This is a genomic window from Streptomyces sp. NPDC052496 (genome assembly GCF_040679095.1).
GTDB lineage: Bacteria > Actinomycetota > Actinomycetes > Streptomycetales > Streptomycetaceae > Streptomyces.
Map to the genome: position 1 here is coordinate 282,510 of NZ_JBFAUH010000007.1, position 18,177 is coordinate 300,686.

General features: G+C 71.2%; 13 protein-coding genes. 3 read left to right on the forward strand and 10 right to left on the reverse strand.

What is annotated here, in order from left to right; translation table 11 throughout:
• The first annotated feature begins 1 nt into the window (after position 1).
• Entirely contained in the window at positions 2–757 is a 756-nt protein-coding gene (locus AB0L45_RS12780; RefSeq protein WP_365838981.1) for a GntR family transcriptional regulator, read from the forward strand.
• An 85-nt stretch (positions 758–842) separates the two neighbouring features.
• Here the strand turns inward: AB0L45_RS12780 and AB0L45_RS12785 are convergent, their stop codons facing one another.
• Positions 843–1,265, reverse strand: a complete 423-nt coding sequence (locus AB0L45_RS12785; RefSeq protein ID WP_365838983.1) for a DUF6278 family protein — start codon at positions 1,263–1,265, stop codon at positions 843–845.
• 195 nt (positions 1,266–1,460) lie between these two features.
• Between AB0L45_RS12785 and AB0L45_RS12790 the strand changes: the two genes are divergently transcribed.
• Complete coding sequence (locus tag AB0L45_RS12790; protein WP_365838985.1) at positions 1,461–3,413, forward strand: SGNH/GDSL hydrolase family protein; 1,953 nt, start codon at positions 1,461–1,463, stop codon at positions 3,411–3,413.
• A gap of 118 nt (positions 3,414–3,531) precedes the next feature.
• Here the strand turns inward: AB0L45_RS12790 and AB0L45_RS12795 are convergent, their stop codons facing one another.
• The 5 genes from AB0L45_RS12795 to AB0L45_RS12815 all read right to left on the reverse strand — a co-directional run bounded on the left by AB0L45_RS12795 (position 3,532) and on the right by AB0L45_RS12815 (position 8,227).
• Positions 3,532–4,311 carry an exodeoxyribonuclease III gene (locus tag AB0L45_RS12795; protein ID WP_365838987.1) on the reverse strand — a complete coding sequence of 260 codons (780 nt, stop codon included), beginning with the start codon at positions 4,309–4,311 and terminating at the stop codon, positions 3,532–3,534.
• 54 nt (positions 4,312–4,365) lie between these two features.
• A complete protein-coding gene (locus tag AB0L45_RS12800; protein WP_365838989.1) occupies positions 4,366–5,019 on the reverse strand; it encodes an MBL fold metallo-hydrolase in 654 nt (217 codons plus the stop codon).
• 128 nt (positions 5,020–5,147) lie between these two features.
• Complete coding sequence (gene pcaC, locus AB0L45_RS12805) at positions 5,148–6,443, reverse strand: 4-carboxymuconolactone decarboxylase (protein WP_365838991.1); 1,296 nt, start codon at positions 6,441–6,443, stop codon at positions 5,148–5,150.
• Positions 6,444–6,704: 261 nt separating this feature from the next.
• A complete protein-coding gene (locus tag AB0L45_RS12810; protein WP_365838993.1) occupies positions 6,705–7,301 on the reverse strand; it encodes an NAD(P)-binding domain-containing protein in 597 nt (198 codons plus the stop codon).
• A 38-nt stretch (positions 7,302–7,339) separates the two neighbouring features.
• Positions 7,340–8,227, reverse strand: a complete 888-nt coding sequence (locus AB0L45_RS12815; RefSeq protein ID WP_365838995.1) for an inositol monophosphatase family protein — start codon at positions 8,225–8,227, stop codon at positions 7,340–7,342.
• Positions 8,228–8,363: 136 nt separating this feature from the next.
• Here AB0L45_RS12815 and AB0L45_RS12820 point away from each other — a divergent pair, with 136 nt between their 5' ends.
• Positions 8,364–9,263 (forward strand): LysR family transcriptional regulator, encoded by a 900-nt coding sequence (locus AB0L45_RS12820; protein ID WP_365838997.1) that lies wholly within the window; start codon positions 8,364–8,366, stop codon positions 9,261–9,263.
• Positions 9,264–9,635: 372 nt separating this feature from the next.
• On the opposite strand, the gene AB0L45_RS12825 is transcribed toward AB0L45_RS12820, so the two are convergent.
• The 4 genes from AB0L45_RS12825 to AB0L45_RS12840 form a co-directional block, all read right to left on the reverse strand.
• Positions 9,636–12,266, reverse strand: coding sequence for an RICIN domain-containing protein (locus AB0L45_RS12825; protein WP_365838999.1), 2,631 nt, complete (start codon positions 12,264–12,266; stop codon positions 9,636–9,638).
• A 41-nt stretch (positions 12,267–12,307) separates the two neighbouring features.
• Positions 12,308–14,674, reverse strand: a complete 2,367-nt coding sequence (locus tag AB0L45_RS12830; RefSeq protein WP_365839001.1) for a non-reducing end alpha-L-arabinofuranosidase family hydrolase — start codon at positions 14,672–14,674, stop codon at positions 12,308–12,310.
• Between the two features lie 562 nt (positions 14,675–15,236).
• Positions 15,237–16,820, reverse strand: a complete 1,584-nt coding sequence (locus tag AB0L45_RS12835; protein ID WP_365839003.1) for a sigma-70 family RNA polymerase sigma factor — start codon at positions 16,818–16,820, stop codon at positions 15,237–15,239.
• Between the two features lie 447 nt (positions 16,821–17,267).
• A complete protein-coding gene (locus AB0L45_RS12840) occupies positions 17,268–18,164 on the reverse strand; it encodes a PaaX family transcriptional regulator C-terminal domain-containing protein (RefSeq protein ID WP_365839005.1) in 897 nt (298 codons plus the stop codon).
• Positions 18,165–18,177: the final 13 nt, after the last annotated feature.

The following is an 18,177-nucleotide window of genomic DNA, read 5'->3' on the forward strand; positions in this document are numbered from 1 at the left end:
CATGCGTGACAACCGGCCCGTCTTCCAGCGCATCGCCGACGATCTGCGCCGTCAGATCGACGACGGGGTACTGCCCGTCGGCGCGCGGATCCCGTCCCGGTCCGAGCTGAAGCGGGCCTACGAGGCCAGCGACCAGACGGTGGACCGCGCGGTCCGCGTCCTCAAAGCCGCCGGCTACGCGGAAGGCCAGTTCGGGCGGGGCGTGTTCGTCGCCGACCGGGCGCCGATCGGCACCCTGCTGCGCTCCACCGGCGCCGTGGACTCCCCGTTCGCCGCCCGTATCGCCCTGGAGGGGTCACCCGAGCACACGCCGTTGACCTGGGAGGTGTCCTCGTCGACGGACGCGGCGTCCGACCGGGTGGCACGGCGGCTGTGCATCGTGCCGGGCACCGGCGTCGTGCGGTCGGTGTACGAGTACCTGGCCAACCGGCAGCCCGTACAGCTCGCCACGAGCTGGGAACCACTCGCCATCACCGAAGGCACCGACGTGATCTTCCCGGAGTGCGGCCCCTACGCGCGACGGGGCGTGCGGGGGCGCATGGCCGCCATCGGGATCCGGGTGGTGCGCGCCGAGGAGCGCGTGGGATCCCGGCCCGCCTCCAGCGCCGAGGCGGAGGCGCTGGGCTGCTCCCCCGGCCAGTGCGTCACGGCCGTGGAACGCACCCACTTCGACGCGGACGGGCGGGCCGTGGAGACCTCGGACATCGTCGTACGGGCCGACCGGTGGCGGCTGGCGTACGACATCGGGTTCGTGTGAGGGAGCGCCCGGCGGCTGTGCGGGTGCCCGGCGGCCGGCTCCCGGCGTCTTGCCGTAGGCCCGGTAGGCCCCGTAGGCCCGGTGGTCAGCTTTCGGCGGCCTCCGCGTAGAGCTGGCACAGTTCGGGCGCCCCGTTGGCCGCCCAGTCCCGGCCCGCCGTCACCACGTCCACCTCCCGGCCGGAGGCCAGCCGGACCACCGGCTCGCCGCCGGGCCAGACCTTCCAGGCCGCGCCGGGCACCGTCCGTACCAGCACCGTGCCCAGGTAGCAGCCCGCGTCGTTGCCGAGCCAGGTCACCACCTCGGGGTCGTCGCGCCAGGCCGGACGCAACTGGTCCAGCGCCTCCAACGAGTGCACCGAGTCGTCCAGTTCCACGCCTTCGGTCTGAGCCTGGGCACGCAGCAGCTCGCACTCCGCCAGGAGCATCGCCGCGCCTTCGGGGTCGTCTTCCACAGCAGGGCCCACTTCCGGGCGCTTGCGCCACTTGTCCAGGAAAGACATGTTCATGGGCGTAGCGTCCCACCCGGGCCGGGGCGGTGGCCACAGGCGCGCGGCAGGCGGGTGGCCGGATCACCGGCCGGAGGGCGGGGTGCGGGCGGTGCCGCTCGCGGTCGTCTGACGCTCGCGCTCGTCCTCGGTCCGTGCTCGTCCGCGCCTACGTGTCGGCGACCGGCACCCGGCGATCGGCGGAAGGAAGAACGTATGCGCGTACGACTGGGAGGAACACTCCGCACCCCGGCCCTGCGCCCCTCCCTCACCCTTGCCCTCACCCTTGCCCTCGCCCTTGCCCTCGCCCTTGTCCCCTCCCTTGCCCTTTCCCTCCCCTTCGCCCCCGCAGCGGCAGCGGAGGCAGGGGCGCCGGTGGGCCAACGGGCCCCGTCCCCACCCCCCTTGACGGCCTTCTTCGACAACACGGCGGTCAGCGAGCCGTCCGATCCCGGGTCGGCGGACTTCGACGGCGCCGGCAACTCGCTGTCCGCGCCGGACCTCATCGCCGCGGGCTGGACGCCGGGGCGGGTGCTGACCCTCGACGCGGCCCGGCTGCGATGGCCGCGCACCGCCGCGGGCCGCCCGGACAACGTACGGGCCGCCGGCCAGACGGTACGGCTGCGCGGCCGCGGCGACGCGCTGTCGCTGCTGGTGGCCGCGACGGGCGGCACCGTGACCGGGAGCGGCACGGTCCATTACCGGGACGGGACGCGCAGCACGTACCGGCTGACCGCGCCCGACTGGCGTACCGGACCGCTGAGCACCAAGGCGGTGGCGCTGCCGCACATCAACACGCCCGGTGGCCAACGGGCCGAGCGGGCGCGGCTGTACGCGGTGAGCGTGCCGCTGGCGCGCGGCCGCGAGGTGGCCGCCGTCGTACTGCCCGAGGACCCGGGCCCTGGTGCCGATCTGCACGTCTTCGCCGCGGCGGTACGTGACAACGGTGCGGGCTGGACGGGCGGTTGGGGCGCGAGCACCGGCGGCTACGCGAAGGCCGGGCCGTGGCGTGACCAGACGCTGCGGCTGGTCGTACGTACCGGCGCGGGCGGGCCGCGGGTCCGGGTCCGGCTGGCGAACACGTTCGCGTCGGCGCCGGTGAGTTTCGGGGCGGCGAGCGTGGCCTTACAGGGCGGGGGCGGCGGCGCGGACGCCGCGCGCAAGCCGGTGCCGCTGACGTTCGACGGGCGGCGCGGCATACGACTCCCGGCCGGCGCCCAGGCGTACAGCGATCCCCTGCCCTTCACCGTGCCCGCGGGCCGCACACTGCTGGTGAGCGTTCACCTGCCGGGTACGGTGACGGCGGCGCCGGTGCACCGGGAGTCCCGGCAGGTCTCGTACGTCAGCACGCCGGGCAGCGGCGACCGTACGGGTGACATCGGCGGCGCGGCGTACCCGGGCACGCTGACCGGCTGGCCGTTCCTGACCGGGGTGGAGGTCGCGGGCGGCCCCGGCACGGTCGTGGCGCTCGGCGACTCGATCACCGACGGGCAGGGCTCGACGGCGGGCGCCGACCGACGCTGGCCGGACGTACTGGCCCGCCGCCTCCAGGCGCAGCACCGAGTGCCGCGCTACGGCGTGGTCAACAGCGGCATCGCGGCGAACCGGGTGGTCACCGACCGCTATCCGGGTGACGGGGTGAGCGCCGACACCGGTGGGGTCAGCGCCGAGCACCGGCTGGACCGGGACGTGCTGGCGCAGCCCTCGGTCCGTACGGTCGTGGTCTTCGAGGGCATCAACGACCTACGGGCCGGCACCCCGGCGCACGAGGTCCTGGCCGGACTGCGGGCCGTCGCCCGGCGCGCGCACGAGCGCGGGCTACGGGTGGTGGCCGCGACCGTAGCGCCGTGCGAGGGCTTCGCGGACTGCACGGCGGCGGTCGACGCGCGGCGCACCGCCCTGAACACCGCGATCCGGTCCCAAGTCCCACACGGCACGGGCGCCGACGCCGTACACAACTCCGACGCCATACGGGACTCCGCCCTCCCCCTGCACGCCTTCGACGCCGTACTGGACTTCGACGCCGTCCTCCGCGATCCGGCGCACCCGCAGCGGCTGCTGCCCGCGTACGACAGCGGCGACCACCTGCACCCCGGCGACGCGGGCCTGCGGGCGCTCGGGAAGTCCGTGAACCTGCGAACGCTCGCCCCCGGACCCGACAGGCACTGACCACACCCAGGCCCGGACCCGACAGGCACTGACCGGCCCAGGCCCGGACCCGACAGGCACTGACCGGCCCAGGCCCGGACCCGACAGGCACTGACCGGCCCGGGGCCCTTCCGTCGGCTCAGACCTCCAGATCCACCACCACCGGCGCGTGGTCCGAGGCCCCCTTGCCCTTGCGCTCCTCGCGGTCGACGTACGCGTCCGAGACGGCCTTGGCGAACGGCTCGTTGCCGTACACCAGGTCGATACGCATGCCCTTGTTCTTCGGGAAGCAGAGCTGGCGGTAGTCCCAGTAGGTGAACGGCTTGTCGTACTTCAGGGGCCGCGGCACCACGTCCGACAGCCCGGCCTCGCGCAGGGCGGCCAGGGCGGCGCGCTCGGCGGGCGTCACATGCGTCATGCCTTCGAAGACGGAGGTGTCCCACACGTCGTCGTCGGTGGGCGCGACGTTGAAGTCGCCGAGGATCGCGAAGGGCCGCGGGCCCGCGGCATCCTCGGCGACGGCCGCCTTCAGCGCCTCGAACCACTGGAGCTTGTACGCGAAGTGCGCGTGGTCGATCTCGCGGCCGTTGGGCACGTACACCGACCAGACGCGGACCGGCCCACACGTCGCGGAGACGGCACGGGGCTCCTGCACCCCTTCGTAGTCCGGGCCGCCGGCCAGACCGGGCGTCACGTCCTCCAGGCCCACCTTCGACAGCAGCGCGACACCGTTCCACCGGCCGGTGGCGTTGACGGCGGCCTCGTAGCCCAGCTCGCGCAGCTGGTCGTACGGGAACTGCTCGGCCGAGCACTTGGTCTCCTGGACGCACAGCACGTCCGTGCCGGTGCTCTCCAGCCAGGCCAGCAGCCTCGGGAGGCGGGCGGTGATCGAATTGACGTTCCAGGTCGCGATGCGCATGTCCGTAAACCTACAGCGGGGGTCTGACAGTCGGGGTCCGGAGCCCGCGGGCTCTCAGTTCAAGCCGGTGCGGTCACCGGGGGTCAGGCGGGTGTGGTCGGTACCGCCCAGCTTGTCGATCATGCCGTCGTACACCGGACGGGCATGATCCTGCAACAAGCTGTCGTGCACGTCGATGGCCCGGCGCGGCCGGACCTCGCGTACGTAGTCGATGACCTCGGCGACCTTGTTCCACGGCGCGTGCACGGGCAGCAGCAGCGTGTCGACCGTACGGCCCTGCGGGACGGTGAGCGCGTCACCCGGATGGAAGACGGTCCCGCCGTCCTCCTCAGTGGTGATCAGGTAGCCCACATTCGTGACCCGCGGGATGTCCGGGTGGATCACGGCATGCAGCTGCCCGTGCACCTCGACGTCGAACCCGGCTGCGGTGAAGGTGTCCCCCTCACCGACCGTGTGCACCCGCCCCGGAAAGGCGGCGGAAAGCTGCTCGGCGACACTGGCCAGGGTCCAGATCTCGGCACCCCGGTTGCCCTCCATCCCCGCACGCAGCCGCTCCTCGTCGAAGTGGTCCATGTGCTCGTGCGTGATCAGGATGGCGTCGGCGCCGACCGCCGCGTCCCGCTCGCTGAAGACACCGGGATCGATGACGAGCACCTGCCCGTCCTTCTCCAGCCGGACGCAGGCATGGGTCTTCTTCGTGAGTTCCATACCCCCATCTTGCCGCGCGCTCTTGCCACACGGTCGAAGCAGCCCTCACACGCCACACGCCCCACCAAAACCAGCCTCCCCCTTCCGCCTTCCCCCTCCGCCCTCACCCCTCCTCGCCCCTCCTCCCCTCACCCCTCCGGAGTCGTCTCCTCACGAATCACCCGCTGCGCCACCGCAAACGCCGCATTGGCCGCCGGAACACCGCAATACACCGCCGTGTGCAGCAGGACTTCCTTGATCTCCGTGGGAGTGAGCCCGTTGCGCAGCGCCGCGCGGGTGTGCAGGGCCAGCTCGTCCTGGTGGCCGCGGGCGACCAGCGCGGTGAGCGTGATGATGCTGCGGGTGCGCCGGTCCAGCCCCGGGCGGGTCCACAGCTCACCCCACGCGTAGCGGGTGATGAACTCCTGGAAGTCCCCGGTGAAGTCGTCCGTGCCGGCCTCCACCCGGTCCACGTGCGCGTCCCCGAGCACCTCGCGGCGCACCTTGACGCCCTGCTCGTACGCGCCGCCCCGGACCGCCTCCGGCTGGGCGAGCCCCGACTCGATGGCCGCGGGCGTCACGGGCGGGGGCGGCGACGCGGGCCCCAGCACCGGCTTCGGCGCCGCGGCGCCGATCGCGGCCTGCGTGGCGGCGCCCGGCTTGTCGTGCCAGGCGGCGGTGAAGTGCCGGATCAGCAGCTCGGTGACGGCGGCCGGCTGCTCGACGGGCGCCAGATGGGACGTACCGGGTACGAGCGCGAGGCTCGCGTCCGGAATGCCGGCCACCAGGGTGCGGGCGTCGGTGGTCGGGGTGACCTGGTCCTCGGAACCGACGACGACGAGGGTGGGCACCCCGATCCGCTGGAGTGAGGAGCGGACGTCGAAGGCGGCCATCGCCTCACAGGCGGCGATGTAGCAGCCCGGATCGGTGGTACGTACCATCTGGACGGCCCACTCGACGATGGCGGGCTGCGCCCCCACGAAGCCGGAGGTGAACCAGCGCTCGGGCGAGGTGCGGGCGATCGGGTCCAGCCCGTTCGTACGGATCACCACGCCACGTTGCCGCCAGGAGTCGGCGGTGCCGTACCGGGGCGACGAGGAGACCAGCGCGAGCGAGGTGACCCGCTGCGGCCGGGTGAGCGCCAGCTGCGCACCGATCGCCCCACCGATGGAACACCCCGCATACCCGAACCGCTCCACACCCAGCGCGTCGAGAGTCGCCACCAGCCGGTCCGCCAGCTCCGCGACGGAGGACGCCGGATAGGCGGGCGACCCACCGTGCCCGGGCAGATCGAACCGGATGACGCGCCAGTGCCGGGTCAGCTCAGGTATCTGCCGGTCCCACATGTGCCATGTGGTACCAAGCGCCGCACCCAAAACCAGACAAGGTGCGTCCTCCGGCCCGTCAGAGCGGAATTGCAGGGTCTTCACCGTCGTCTCACTCACCCGCCTGACCCTCTCATCTGTCACGGACGCCCCGGTAACGGGGGCCGCGGACACCACCCTGACCAGGTCGAAGACCTCACGGGGTGGCATATCACTGGAGGCACCGGATGCTCTCACGGCGGGCTTGCCCTTCCCAACCCCCGTCACCACCGCCTGCGGAGTCGGGCAGTTGCATCGTCACACCCGCCGCCCTGCCAGCCGTTCGGGCGCTCCGGCTCGCCACGTCCTACGGTCGTCCTCGGGAAGAGTTGCGTCGGGTGTTCAGCGGGTGACCGAGATGGCGAAGGGTGCGAATCCGCTGGATCGGATCACGTGCGGTACGAACAGGACGGCGGCCTCGGCGGCCCGCGCGGTCTCGATCCCGCCGAGGTCCGTGATCCACTCCTGCTGCCAGCCGAGGTCGGCGAGAAGCCCGCGTACGACCTGCTTGGCCTCCGGGTCCTTGCCGGAGAGAAACGCGGTCGGTTTCTGGGTGAGGACGGCGGGCGCGGTCATCACCGTGTAGAGCATCGTGTTGAGCGTCTTGACGACGCGCGTGTCGGGAAGGGCTTCCTGGAGGTGCTCGGCGAGGCTTGAGCCGGGGTAGAGCAGGTCGGCCGGCAGTCCGTCCGGTCCGTCGACGGTGGCGTTGGAGACGTCCACGAGAATCTTGCCCCGCAGTTCCTCACGCAGTGCGGTGAGCCGCTCCAGCGATCCGGCGCCCGGGGTGGCGTTGATGACGATCTGCGCGGTCCGGGCGGCGCCGGCGGCAGAGCCCGGCGAGCGGTCCGCCACGGTCACCTCGTGCCCGGCCCCGGTGAGGGCTCCGGCGAGGCTGCCGCCGACGCGACCGTTTCCGAGAACAGCGATCATGGTCATGCTGGGGGTCCTTCCGGTGCTTGTGGTTCTCGCGGGAGTCAGCGGGAGAGCGTGGTGACGGCTTCGGTGTGCACGCCGGGCGCGGCGGCCAGGAAGCTTTCGCTCTCGGGGGTCCAGGGGCGGCCCCCGGCGTCGGATATCCGTCCGCCGGCCTCGGCGACGAGCAGTGCCCCGGGAAGCAGGTCCGCGCGGGCCCCGGCGAACTGCCAGAAGGCGTCGATCCGGCCGGCGGCCACGTCGAGCAGGTGCAAGGTGGCGGGCACGGAGGTCCGCACCACGAGCGCGTCGAAGAGCATCGCGGTGATCGATGAGCCGATGCGCCGTACGACCTTCTCGTCCTCGTCCGGCCTGGCCTGGCTCGTGGCCACGAGGCTCAGGCCGAGGTCCGTGGCCCGGGACACGTGCAGCGGGCGGCCGTCGATCTGGGCACCGGCGCCCGCGAGTGCGGTGTAGGTCTGACCGGTCAACGGCAGGTGGACCGCGGTGAGCACCGGCTGGTTGTCTCGCACCAGCGTGGCGGTCACCGCCCACTCCGGCAGGGCGTGCAGATGGTTGACGTTGCCTTCGGCCGGATCGAGGACCCACCACTCGCCGGGGGGCAAGGCGCCGCCCGCGAGCTCGTCCTCGACGAAGCGGGCGTCCGGGCGCAGGAGGGTGAGGCGGGGGCGCAGGACGTCGAGAACCGCGTCGTCGTTGGTGGCGAGCGCGCGCATCAGCTCGTCGCGGGTCCGGTAGCGGACCACGTCGCCGAACCGTTCCCGCAGCGCTGCTGCGGCCACGCGCACGGCGATCGCGGTCTGCGCGAGCAGGTCGGCGTCGGACGCGGAACCGGCGGTTGCGGCGCTTGGGGTGCTCGGTGTGCTCGGTGTGCTTGGGGCGCTCGGGGTGCTCGGGGTGCTTGGGGCACTCTGCGTCGATTCGGGCATGGCGGTGCTCCCGTCTGAGGAGGGGGTGATGAGGCGGACCGGGCGAGGAATGTGTTCCTTCCGCCTCCGCATCTCGAAGGTAGGAGGGCCGACCGTTAACCACAAGTGCATGTAAAGCACGGCTAGCATGACTCTCATGCAATTGGATTTGAACCTGCTCGCCGCGCTCGATGCGCTCCTGGAGGAAGGCAGCGTGGCCGGAGCCGCCGAGCGCCTGCACGTCACCGCCCCCGCGATGAGCCGGAGTCTCGGCCGGATCCGGCGCACGACAGGGGATCAGATCCTGGTGCGTACGGGGCGCACGATGACCCCGACGCCGTACGCGATCGCCATCCGGGAGCAGGTGCACGAGCTGCTGCAGCAGGTGCAAGGCGTGCTGGCACCGAGCCGCGAACTCGACCTCACGACGCTTGAGCGCACCTTCACACTCCGCTGGCACGACGCGCTCGTCGCGCTCAGCGGCCCCGCGCTTCTCGCGGCCGTACGCGAGCAGGCGCCGGGCGTGCGTCTGCGCTTCCTCGCGGAATCCAGCACCGACACCCCCGAGCTGCGTCGCGGCGAGGTCGACCTGGAGGCGAACGCGAACCGCCCGACCGCACCCGATGTCCGCGCCGACCGGGTGGCGGAGACCCGGCACGTCATCGTCGTGCGGCAGGGCCACCCGCTCACCCGGGCCGAGACCGTCACCGCCGCGCGGTACGCCGCGGCCGAGCACATCACCGTCTCGCGGCGCGGAAGGCTGGGCAACGCCCTCGACGACGCTCTCGCGCGGCTCGGCCTCACCCGCCGGGTAGTGGCGACCGCGCCCACCGAAGGCACCGCGTTCGAGTTCGTGCGCGGCTCCGACCTCCTCGTCACAGCCCCCGAATCGACGACGCGTGCAACGGCCACGGCTCTGGGCCTTGCCCTGCTCCCCCTGCCGTTCGAACTGCCGCCCACTGCGGTGTACCTGTCATGGCATCAGTGCTACGACACCGACCCCGCACACGTCTGGCTACGCGATCTGGCACGGGCCGCGTTGTCGTCCCCTACGTGATCCCTGCCTTCATGGATCTCTGGCACGCGTACCTGGCGAGACACCGAAGAACCGTTCCCATCAGGGCTGGACCCTGCTGCGGCGGCTCCACTGCCTCAGCGAGCGGTGCAGCGAAGTGCGCCGCCCGAAGCCCATTGGAGGAGGCGGTACGAAAAGGTGATGCTCCTCGCCCGGCCCCGCAGCCGTGCCGACCGACCGCCCGCCCGCCCGAGAAGGAGCAATGACCGTCAGCCCGCCCACCGCAAGCGGTGCCGCTCTCCAGGAGAAAGCCGCCCTCCGACCGAGACGTCGCATCGGTCAGGAAGGGCGGCTGTCTCTTGCTGTCAGCGCGTCAGCTCATGCGTCGAGCGTGCGTCCGCTCCGGCGTCGGAGTCAGGACGGGTCGCCGTACTGGAGGCCGCGTCCGTTGGTGCCGATGTAGACGCGGCCGAAGGTGTCGGGGTCACCGGTGATGACGCCGACGCTGCCGATGCTGCCCCACCGGTGGGCGTCGTCGTTGACGCGGAGCCAGGTGGCGCCCTTGTCGGTGGAGCGGAAGACCCCGCTGACGTCGTTGACGGTGCCGATCATGTACAGGGCCTGGTAGGAGGCGCCCGGTGCGGCCTTTCCGAAGCCCAGGGCGGCCGCGGACTTCACCGTGGTGAGCCTGGCGAAGGTGCGGCCGCCGTCGGTGGAGTGCAGCAGTCCCTGGCTGCCAGCGGCGATCCACAGGTCTCCCGCAACGCCGGGGACGGCCTTGAGCCGGCCGTCGGCGGGCAGGCCGGTGGCCCGGGCAGTGAAGGTCGCTCCGCCGTCGGTGCTGGCGTAGAGCGTGCCCCCGGCCAGCGAGTAGAACGTCCTGGCCGAAGAGCGATCGGCGACGACCACGGCGCCGGCGCCCAGGCCACCGACCTTCGACCAGCTCGCCCCCTTGTCGGTCGAGCGGTACGGGACCTGGCCGGCCTCGGTCCACACGATGCTCGAACCGTCCGCCGCGAGCGCGACCTGGCCACTGTCGGCGCCGGCCACCGGCTCCGACCGGAAGCCGGTCCAGCTGTCGCCGCCGTCGGTGGAGTAGGCGCCGTCCTGCGCGCCGCCGCGGCCGACACGGACCATCATCGAGGGGCTGGCCTCAGCGAAGTCGATGTCGGTGCTGTTGGTCATCATCGGGTTGTCCATCCGCCCGGCGGGCACCTTGGTCAGGTCGTCGTGGCGGAAGCCGCCCTGGTCACCCATGGCGGTGATGACGGTGGCACCGCCGGGCGGGGCGATCGCGTCCATCAGCGCGGTCTCCTCCAGGCCGCGCGCGCCCACGGTCCAGTGGCTCTTGCCGCCGCTGTCGGTGGCGTCGGCGTCCTTGCTGCGCCAGATGCCGTTGCCGGTGCCGTACAGCACGTGCCCGGAGTCGGAGGGGTCGATGGCCAGGGCGGTCATCCAGTGCCCGGTGTGGGTGCCGATGTACGGAGCGGCGGAGGCGTTCCGTACCGATGTCCCGGCCAGCGCCTTCCATGTCGTACCGCCGTCGGTACTGCGGTAGATCTCGTCCTCGGGCCACCAGCGGCCGAGGGTGGTGACCATCACCGTGGACGGTTTGCGCGGGTCGACGGCCAGGCCGGAGAAGCCGTAGGCGCCCTTGGAGGGGGAGATGTTCCTCCACGCTCCGCCTGCCGGGGTGTACTTCCACACCGAGCCCGCCGTCACCCCGTTGGGTCCGAGGTTGTCGGTGTACGTCAGGTACAGCGAACCGTCACCGGAGAGCACGCCGTGCTGGGGCAACTGGCCGGTGGGCTGCCCGGGGACGGCCTGCCAGGTGCTGCCGCCGTCGGTGGAGCGGTAGAGGGAGGCCGACCTGTCCGCGACGCCGACGTAGACCGTGTTGCTGCCGGCCGGCCCGTACGTCACGAAGGAGATGCCCGCACCGCTGCCCGCCCCGTCCTTGACCGGGAACGAAGGGACCTGCCGCCATGTCACCCCGTGGTCGGTGCTGCGCCACAGGCCGTTCTTACGGGTACCCAGCAGCAGGGTGCGGTGGTCCGACGGGTCGACCACGAGCCGTTCGCCCGCCCCGCGGCCGTCCTCGTTGCCGCCCAGCTTGAACGGCAGATCGGTGCGCTGGAAGGTGCGGCCCCGGTCGGTGGAGCGCAGGATCGCGCCGTTGCCGGCCCAGTTGTTGGTGTAGGTGCCCGTCGCGAGGTAGAGCCGGTCGGGGTCGACGGGGTCGGTGGCCAGCGCGTCGATGCCCAGCAGGTTCCAGTCCTTCTCGCCGAGCCAGTCCGTGAGCGGGATCCACTGTTCGGCCGCGGTGTCCCAGCGGTAGGCGCCGCCCATGTCGGTGCGCGCGTACAGCAGACCCTTCTCCCGTGGGTTGAACACCAGTCCGGTGACGTAACCGCCGCCGACCACCTGGGCGTTCCTCCACGTATACGGCCCGGCCGCGGCCGCCTTGCTGCCCGCGGCCACCTTCACCAGCTTCCACTGCTGGTTGGTGCCGCCCCTGCCGGGATACTGGATGATCGCCGCGCCCTGGGCCGTGGCGCCTCCGGAGACGTCCAGGACCTGGCCGCTCTTGCGGGAGGTGAAGGTGACGGCGCCGGAACCGCTCACGTCGTCGATCCGCCACTCCTGGGAGGCGGCGGAGCTGTCGGTCTGCTGCTCGGCGGCAGCCGACCGGGCGGTCGAGCCGCCCGCTGTGCCCAGCACCTTGCCGCTGTTGCGGTTCACGAGCTTGTAGTAGCCGCCCCCGGTGGGCCTCAGCTTCCACTGCTGGTTGGCGGTGTTCTGGTCGGTCCACTGCTGGATGCGGGTGCCGTCGGCGGTGGAGAAGGCGTTGACGTCCAGCACCTTGCCGCTGCGTACGGAGACGAGCTTGTAGTAGGCACCGGCGTCGATCGTCGCGGCCAGGGAGTCCTCCTGGGTGAACAGGAGGTACGGCACGACGGCGGCCGGTACGCCGAGCAGCAGACCGGTCGCGGCTCTGCGACGGCGGTGACGCCCGCGGCGCGCTCCGTCCGTGGGGTTCTTCATGGGGAGGTGTTCTCCTTGTGTATCACCGTGGATCAGGCAGGTCAGCGCTGCAGGGTGAGGACACCCGGCCGGTACGGGAGCCGGTCGTAGTCGCCGCCCGCCGCGGGGGACTTGCCCTGGTAGAGCAACTGCAGGTTGCAGGGGTCGATGGTCATGGTCTGGTCGGGGTTGGTGCGGACCAGGTCACCGTGGCTGATGTCGTCGGTCCAGGTGGCACCGCTGTTGGCCTTGCCCGCGAAGGGGTTGCTCTCGCCGGCGGCCTGCGGGGTCCACGTACCGCTCAGGCTGGAGGCCGTGAAGGAGCGGAAGTAGCGCCTCTGGTGCGCGCCCTTCGCCTCGACGATCATGAGGTACTGGTTCCGGCCCTGGACCTTGTAGACCTGCGGCGCCTCGAACAGCTTGTCCGGCGTGTCGCTCATGACCGTCGTGTACGAGGAGCCGAAGTTGCCCGGGAAGTTCCCGATCGGCATGCTCGCCCGGTAGATCTTGCCGTTGTCACCGGCGAAGAACAGATACATGTTCCGGTCGTCGGCGATCAGGGTCTGGTCGATCGGGCCGGTGGGGGAAACGGTGCGGGGGATGCTGCCGGTGAACAGCGGACGGGGCGCGGACCAGCCGTTCGGGTCGGTGGGGTCGCTCGACGTGCGGTAGCTGAAGGGCCACGCGCCCCACTGGGACGCCAGCACCCAGACCCTCTTGGGTGCGAAGTAGAACAGCGTGGGCGCCACCGCGCCCTGTTTCATGGCCGTCTGACCGGCCGACGCCATGTCCGACCAGTTCGTGAAGGGGCGGAAGGCCATCGAGCCGTACGAGTTCCCGGACGCGCTCGACGCGTAGACCAGGTGCTTGCCGTTGTGCACCACGCTGGTGAAGTCCTTCACCGCGACCCACCCGTTCGAGGGCTGTGCGAGGGCACCCGTCGACTTCCACTTGTACGTCGAGGGAAGAGCACACGCGCCGCTGCCCGCCGTCGTCCCGGACGGGGCGCTCCACTTCTGGTTGGTGACGGACGCGCAGGTGTACAGCTGGATCTTCGTGCCGTTCGCGGTGGCCGCGCCGACGGCGTCGAGACACAGCCCGGACTGGACGCCGGTGATCGTGCCGTTGGTGTTGACGTTCCACTGCTGGTTGGCGCCGCCGTTGCAGTCCCAGACGACCAGCGAAGTGCCGTTGGTGGTGCCCTTGTTCCTGGCGTCCAGACACTTGTTGTCGTAGACCTTCAGCTGCTTCGCGGCGGTATAGGTCCAGCGCTGGTTGGCCCGTCCGCTGCAGTCCCACAGTTGCGCCGGGGTGCCGTTGGCGGTGGTGGAGTCGGGGATGTCGATACAGCGGCCGGAGGCCGCGCCCTTGATCTCCCCGGTACCATCGGCCGGCTTGGCCGGGGGCGTACCGGAGCCGGAATGGAGAGCGTTCATGACGGCGGTGTACGCGGGCTTCGGCCTGCCGTTGTCGTCGAACAGCAGCGGGCGCTCGTCGCGGCGCCAGGAATCGCTGTCACGGATGCCCCACACCGTGATGCCGGTGCACCGGGCCACGGACAGGCAGGCTTTGACCGTGTTCGCGTAGTGGACGGGTGGTGCCTGGGCGATGTCCAGTTCGGTGATCTGGACGTCGACGCCCAGGGCGGCGAAGGCGGCCAAGGTGGTCTTGAAGCTCGCCGGCGGGCCGCCCGCCTGGAAGTGGCTCTGGAAGCCGACGCAGTCGATGGGCACGCCGCGGGACTTGAAGTCCTTGACCATGCGGTAGACGCCCTGGGTCTTGGCGTCCGACCAGTTCTCGATGTTGTAGTCGTTGTAGCAGAGCTTGACCGAGGAGTCGGCCGCACGGGCGGTGCGGAACGCTTCCTCGATGTGGCCGTCGCCCAGCAGGTCCTGGAACTTCGAACTGCGGTGCTGGGAGGAGCCGTCGGCGAAGGCTTCGTTGACCACGTCCCAGGCGTAGACCTTGCCCTTGAAGTGGTTCATCTCGGTGGTGATGTGGTTCTTCATCGCGCTGCGCAGGGTGTTGGCGTCGGTGATGGACTTCACCCAGCCGGGCAGCTGTTTGTACCAGACCAGGGCGTGGCCGCGTATCCGCTGCCGGTGCGCGGTGGCGTGGCCGACGATCCGGTCGGCCGGGCCGAAGGTGAAGGTGCCGCGGGAGGGTTCGGTGGCGTCCCACTTCATCTCGTTCTCCGGGGTGATCATGTTGAACTCCCGGTCGAGAATCGTGGAGTACGCCGGGTCGCCGAGCCTCCCGGCAGCCACGGCCGTACCGAAGTACCTGCCCGAGGGGGCCGCCTGCGTACTCAGGGCCGCGGCCCCGGCGGAGCTGGGGAGGAGCGTCACGACTCCGGCCATCACCGCCGCGGCCGACAGCCCTACCGTCAGTGTCCGGCGGCTCCGGCGGAGCCGGTGCAGGCCCTTCACGATTCTCCTCGGGGGTCGCGGGTCACACCGGGTGCCGTGATCGTGCACTCACCGGCCGGGGCGGCCTGATCTGCCGCGGGGTGGGTGCGGTGCAGGACGTGGGGCCGTTCCTGCCTGTCGGTCACCCGGGGTTCGTGGGTGTGTCGCCTCATGGGGGCCGCTTTCTTCAGGGGATACGTCAACGGGATGTGGGAGACCTGCCACGCCGGCACGTCATGCCGAGCGGCGGGAAGGTCACCCCTGAAGTGGAGGCTTTCGAACCCGCGGTCCCGTAACGGAAAAGTCGCGCCGCCCGGAGGATTGCTCAGTGATGCATCTCGCAGGCAAAAAGCGTTATGCCGAGCCCCGTGGTCCGGTCGTCCCCGTGGGGAGGGATTCAGAACTGTTACGGCTAGGCAGCCGTCAAGGAAATGCGAACCGAACCTGGATGCGGCGCAGCGCTCGGCTCACTACGGGGTGAGGGGTGTGGTGGGGGCGTGGTGTGGGGCGTGGTGTGGGCTCGTGCGTTGGAATTGCCGGCTATCGCTGAGCGTCCCGGCTCAGGATTCTCGTAGAGCGGTTCTCAGGCCCGGGCCCCGCGCGTGATGAAGGAAGCCTGGCCGGCGAAGGCCCGAGTGCCGTCGGAACCGTCGAGCCAGATGCCACCGTCGCGGTGGCGGAGAACCGATCCGGGATAATTGTGCGCGTGCAGGGTCACCGACCCGGCGACCGCCCCGGGGCGCGGACAGAAGGTGGCGTCCTCACGGAACAGCTCGCTACCGTCGTTGGTGCTCAGCCGTAGCCGCAAGTAATGATGGCGAAGATACCGGCCGTCCGCGGCACGGAAGGTGACGCACCGTGTGTCGGCCAGTCCCCCAACGATCGTGAAGGTGATCCGTTGCCGTGCCCCCGCGCCGCCGGGCGCGGAGACTCGGCCGCCGAGCGTCGCGAAGTCGCCGGCGTACGTGACGAACAGACCGGGCTGGTCCACGGACTCCAGCGACTGCGCGCCCAGCGGAACCGTGCCTGGGACGGCGGACGGACTCGCCGGCACCGGGGACGGTTTGGCCGGCGTGGGGGTGCGCGACGGGACCGGCGTGGGGGTGCCGACCGTGGGGGTACCGGCCGCGGGGGTGCCGGTCGTGGGGGCGGCTATCACGGCGGGTGTCCGAGGCGCCGGTTCGGGCCAGGCCGCGTAGGTGGCGGCCCCGGCGATGAGCACCGCGCCGGTGGCGAGGCTCGCCATCGGATGAGCGGTCACCACGTGCAGTTTGCCGATCAGCGAGCCGTGCAGACCGCTTCCCCCCGTCGCCGTGCCGACGGTGACGTGTGCCGTGGCCAGCCCGGCGGCGCTCGCAGCCGTACCCGACAACAGCCCCTTGGCGGCCAGCGCGGCGAGGAGTGCGGCCGGGACGGCCAGCGGCGCGATGTTGAGAAGCAGCAGTTCGGCCGGCACCCGTTCCGTCGTCGTGCACATCGGGCAGTCACGGGTGTGCCGCGCGATCCGCTTACGCCACACAGATGTACGGAGACCGTCCCAGCCGACGACGGTTTCGTTCAGCTGCGGACAGCGCGGGTCCGCCTCCAGCGCGGCGACGATCGTCCGGCTCAGTTCCAATTGCTCGCGCATACGCTGCAGGCGCACTCCGGCGTGGGCGGCAGTGAGCCCCATCGCGTCGGCGATGTCCTGACGGCTCAGCAAGCCGGCGCATTCCTGCCACCACAGCGACAGCAGCACCCGATGGTCCGGGTCGAGCCACCGGGCGGCTTCGACCACCTGACGGCGCTCGTCCGACATGTGCAGACGCAGAATCGTCACGTCCTCGGGCGCGGCACCGACGTGCGGTGTCCGGAGGGCCTCGTCAATGACCGTGGTCCGGTCGGCGAGGGTGCGCTGCCGGTGCCAGTGGGTGTTGACCTGGCGGAGCACGATCGACACCAGCCAGGACCGGAAACTCTCCGGGGCGCGCAGGTCGGGCAGGTCGCGCACCACGCGCAGCAGGGTTTCCTGGACGACGTCGTCGACGTCGGCATGTCCGCTCAGCGCTCGCCCGACGATGTTGTAGAGCAACGGCAGGTAGGCGGCGATCAGCTTCTCGCGCGCCCGGCCGTCACCGGCCTGCGCCGCGACAACCAGCTCCGCGTGGCCCGCGTCCATGAGCCCCATCCCACCTTCTTCAAGGAAGCGATCCGCCGAGTACGGCGGCATACCTTAGCGTCGGCAAAGGTCTACGGCCAAAGCCTGCGCCTCGGGTGGACGGGCCGGCCCGTGCCGGCTCGCAGGGGCGGTACGGCGGGTGCGTTCGGCTAGCAGGTGGCCGACTCGTGGACGGATCAGGCCGGCGCACGCCCCACCTACTCACCTGCTACGCCAAACGTCCGGCCTACCGAGGCATCCGTCAGGTGACGCCCCATCAGGACGAGCGTCGGGCGTCGGGCGTCGGGCGTCGGGTAAGCATCACGAGCGCCTCTTTAGCGTGCAGCTATCGCCCGCAACACTCACATGTCACGAGCGTGTCACCAACCCCGTAGATCTCTTGCTCCCCAAGGCCCCAACCCGCTGGACGCCCCTGCAACGGGGGCCGCAACAGGCGCGACGCCGACTCCGCAAGTCCTAACCCGCTCGGCTGTTTCCCGTAGTCCTGACCCAGTCGGCCGTTTCCCGGGTGACGTCGGTGTAGAAGCGGAAGAGGGCGGGGCGGGTTGCGCCGTGGTCGCGTTCGTGCAGTGCTGCCCAGCACCGGGCGATGAGTTCCCGGGCCTGGGCGCCGGGCCAGGGCTGGGGCAGGAGCTGGGGCGGCAGCAGCGGGTCGGGCTCCATGGCGCGGGTGAGTTCGGCGGCCAGCTCGACCGCGATCGTCAGGAGCGCGGACGGGGAGAGGCCGGTGTCGTCGGTGAGGCGGGCGAGGCGGGGCCGGGCGAGGCGGCTGAGGCGGTGGTAGCGGTCGGCGATCTCCGCCAGGGGCCACAGGCGGCGGGCGAGTTCGGCGGGTTTTTCGGTGTCGCCTCTGCGCAGGTCCGTCGTGGTGAGGAGGGTGAGCGCGCCGTGGGCGCCGAGGCGGCGGGCGGCGTCCTCGACGTACGGTTCCCAGGCGTTGGCGCAGACATACAGTCCGCCCTGGAGCGGGGCGCCGCCGAGGCGGACGAGGGTCTCGCGCAGGGTGTCACGGGCCGTGCGTGCCGATTCGGGCACGGCGAAGGCGGCCAGGTGCCAGACGCCGTCCCAGGGGGCGTGTCCGGTGTCCTGGCGGTATGCGTGCCGCACGAAGTCCGCGTTGGGGGCCAGGGCGTGCCTGGTGTCCTCGGTGGCGTGCAGCAGTGCTCTGCGGCCGCGGCCTTCGTGGGTGAACCGGCCCTCGGCGACGAGGCGTTTGATGCACAGCCGTACCTGCTGATCGCTCATGCCGAGGGCAGCAGCCACGGTGTAGAGCTCGTCGGCGTCGACCGTGCCGTCCTCGCGGATCAAGGCATGGACGAGCATACGGGTGGGAATCTCGACGTGATCGCTCATGGTGTGCACCGAC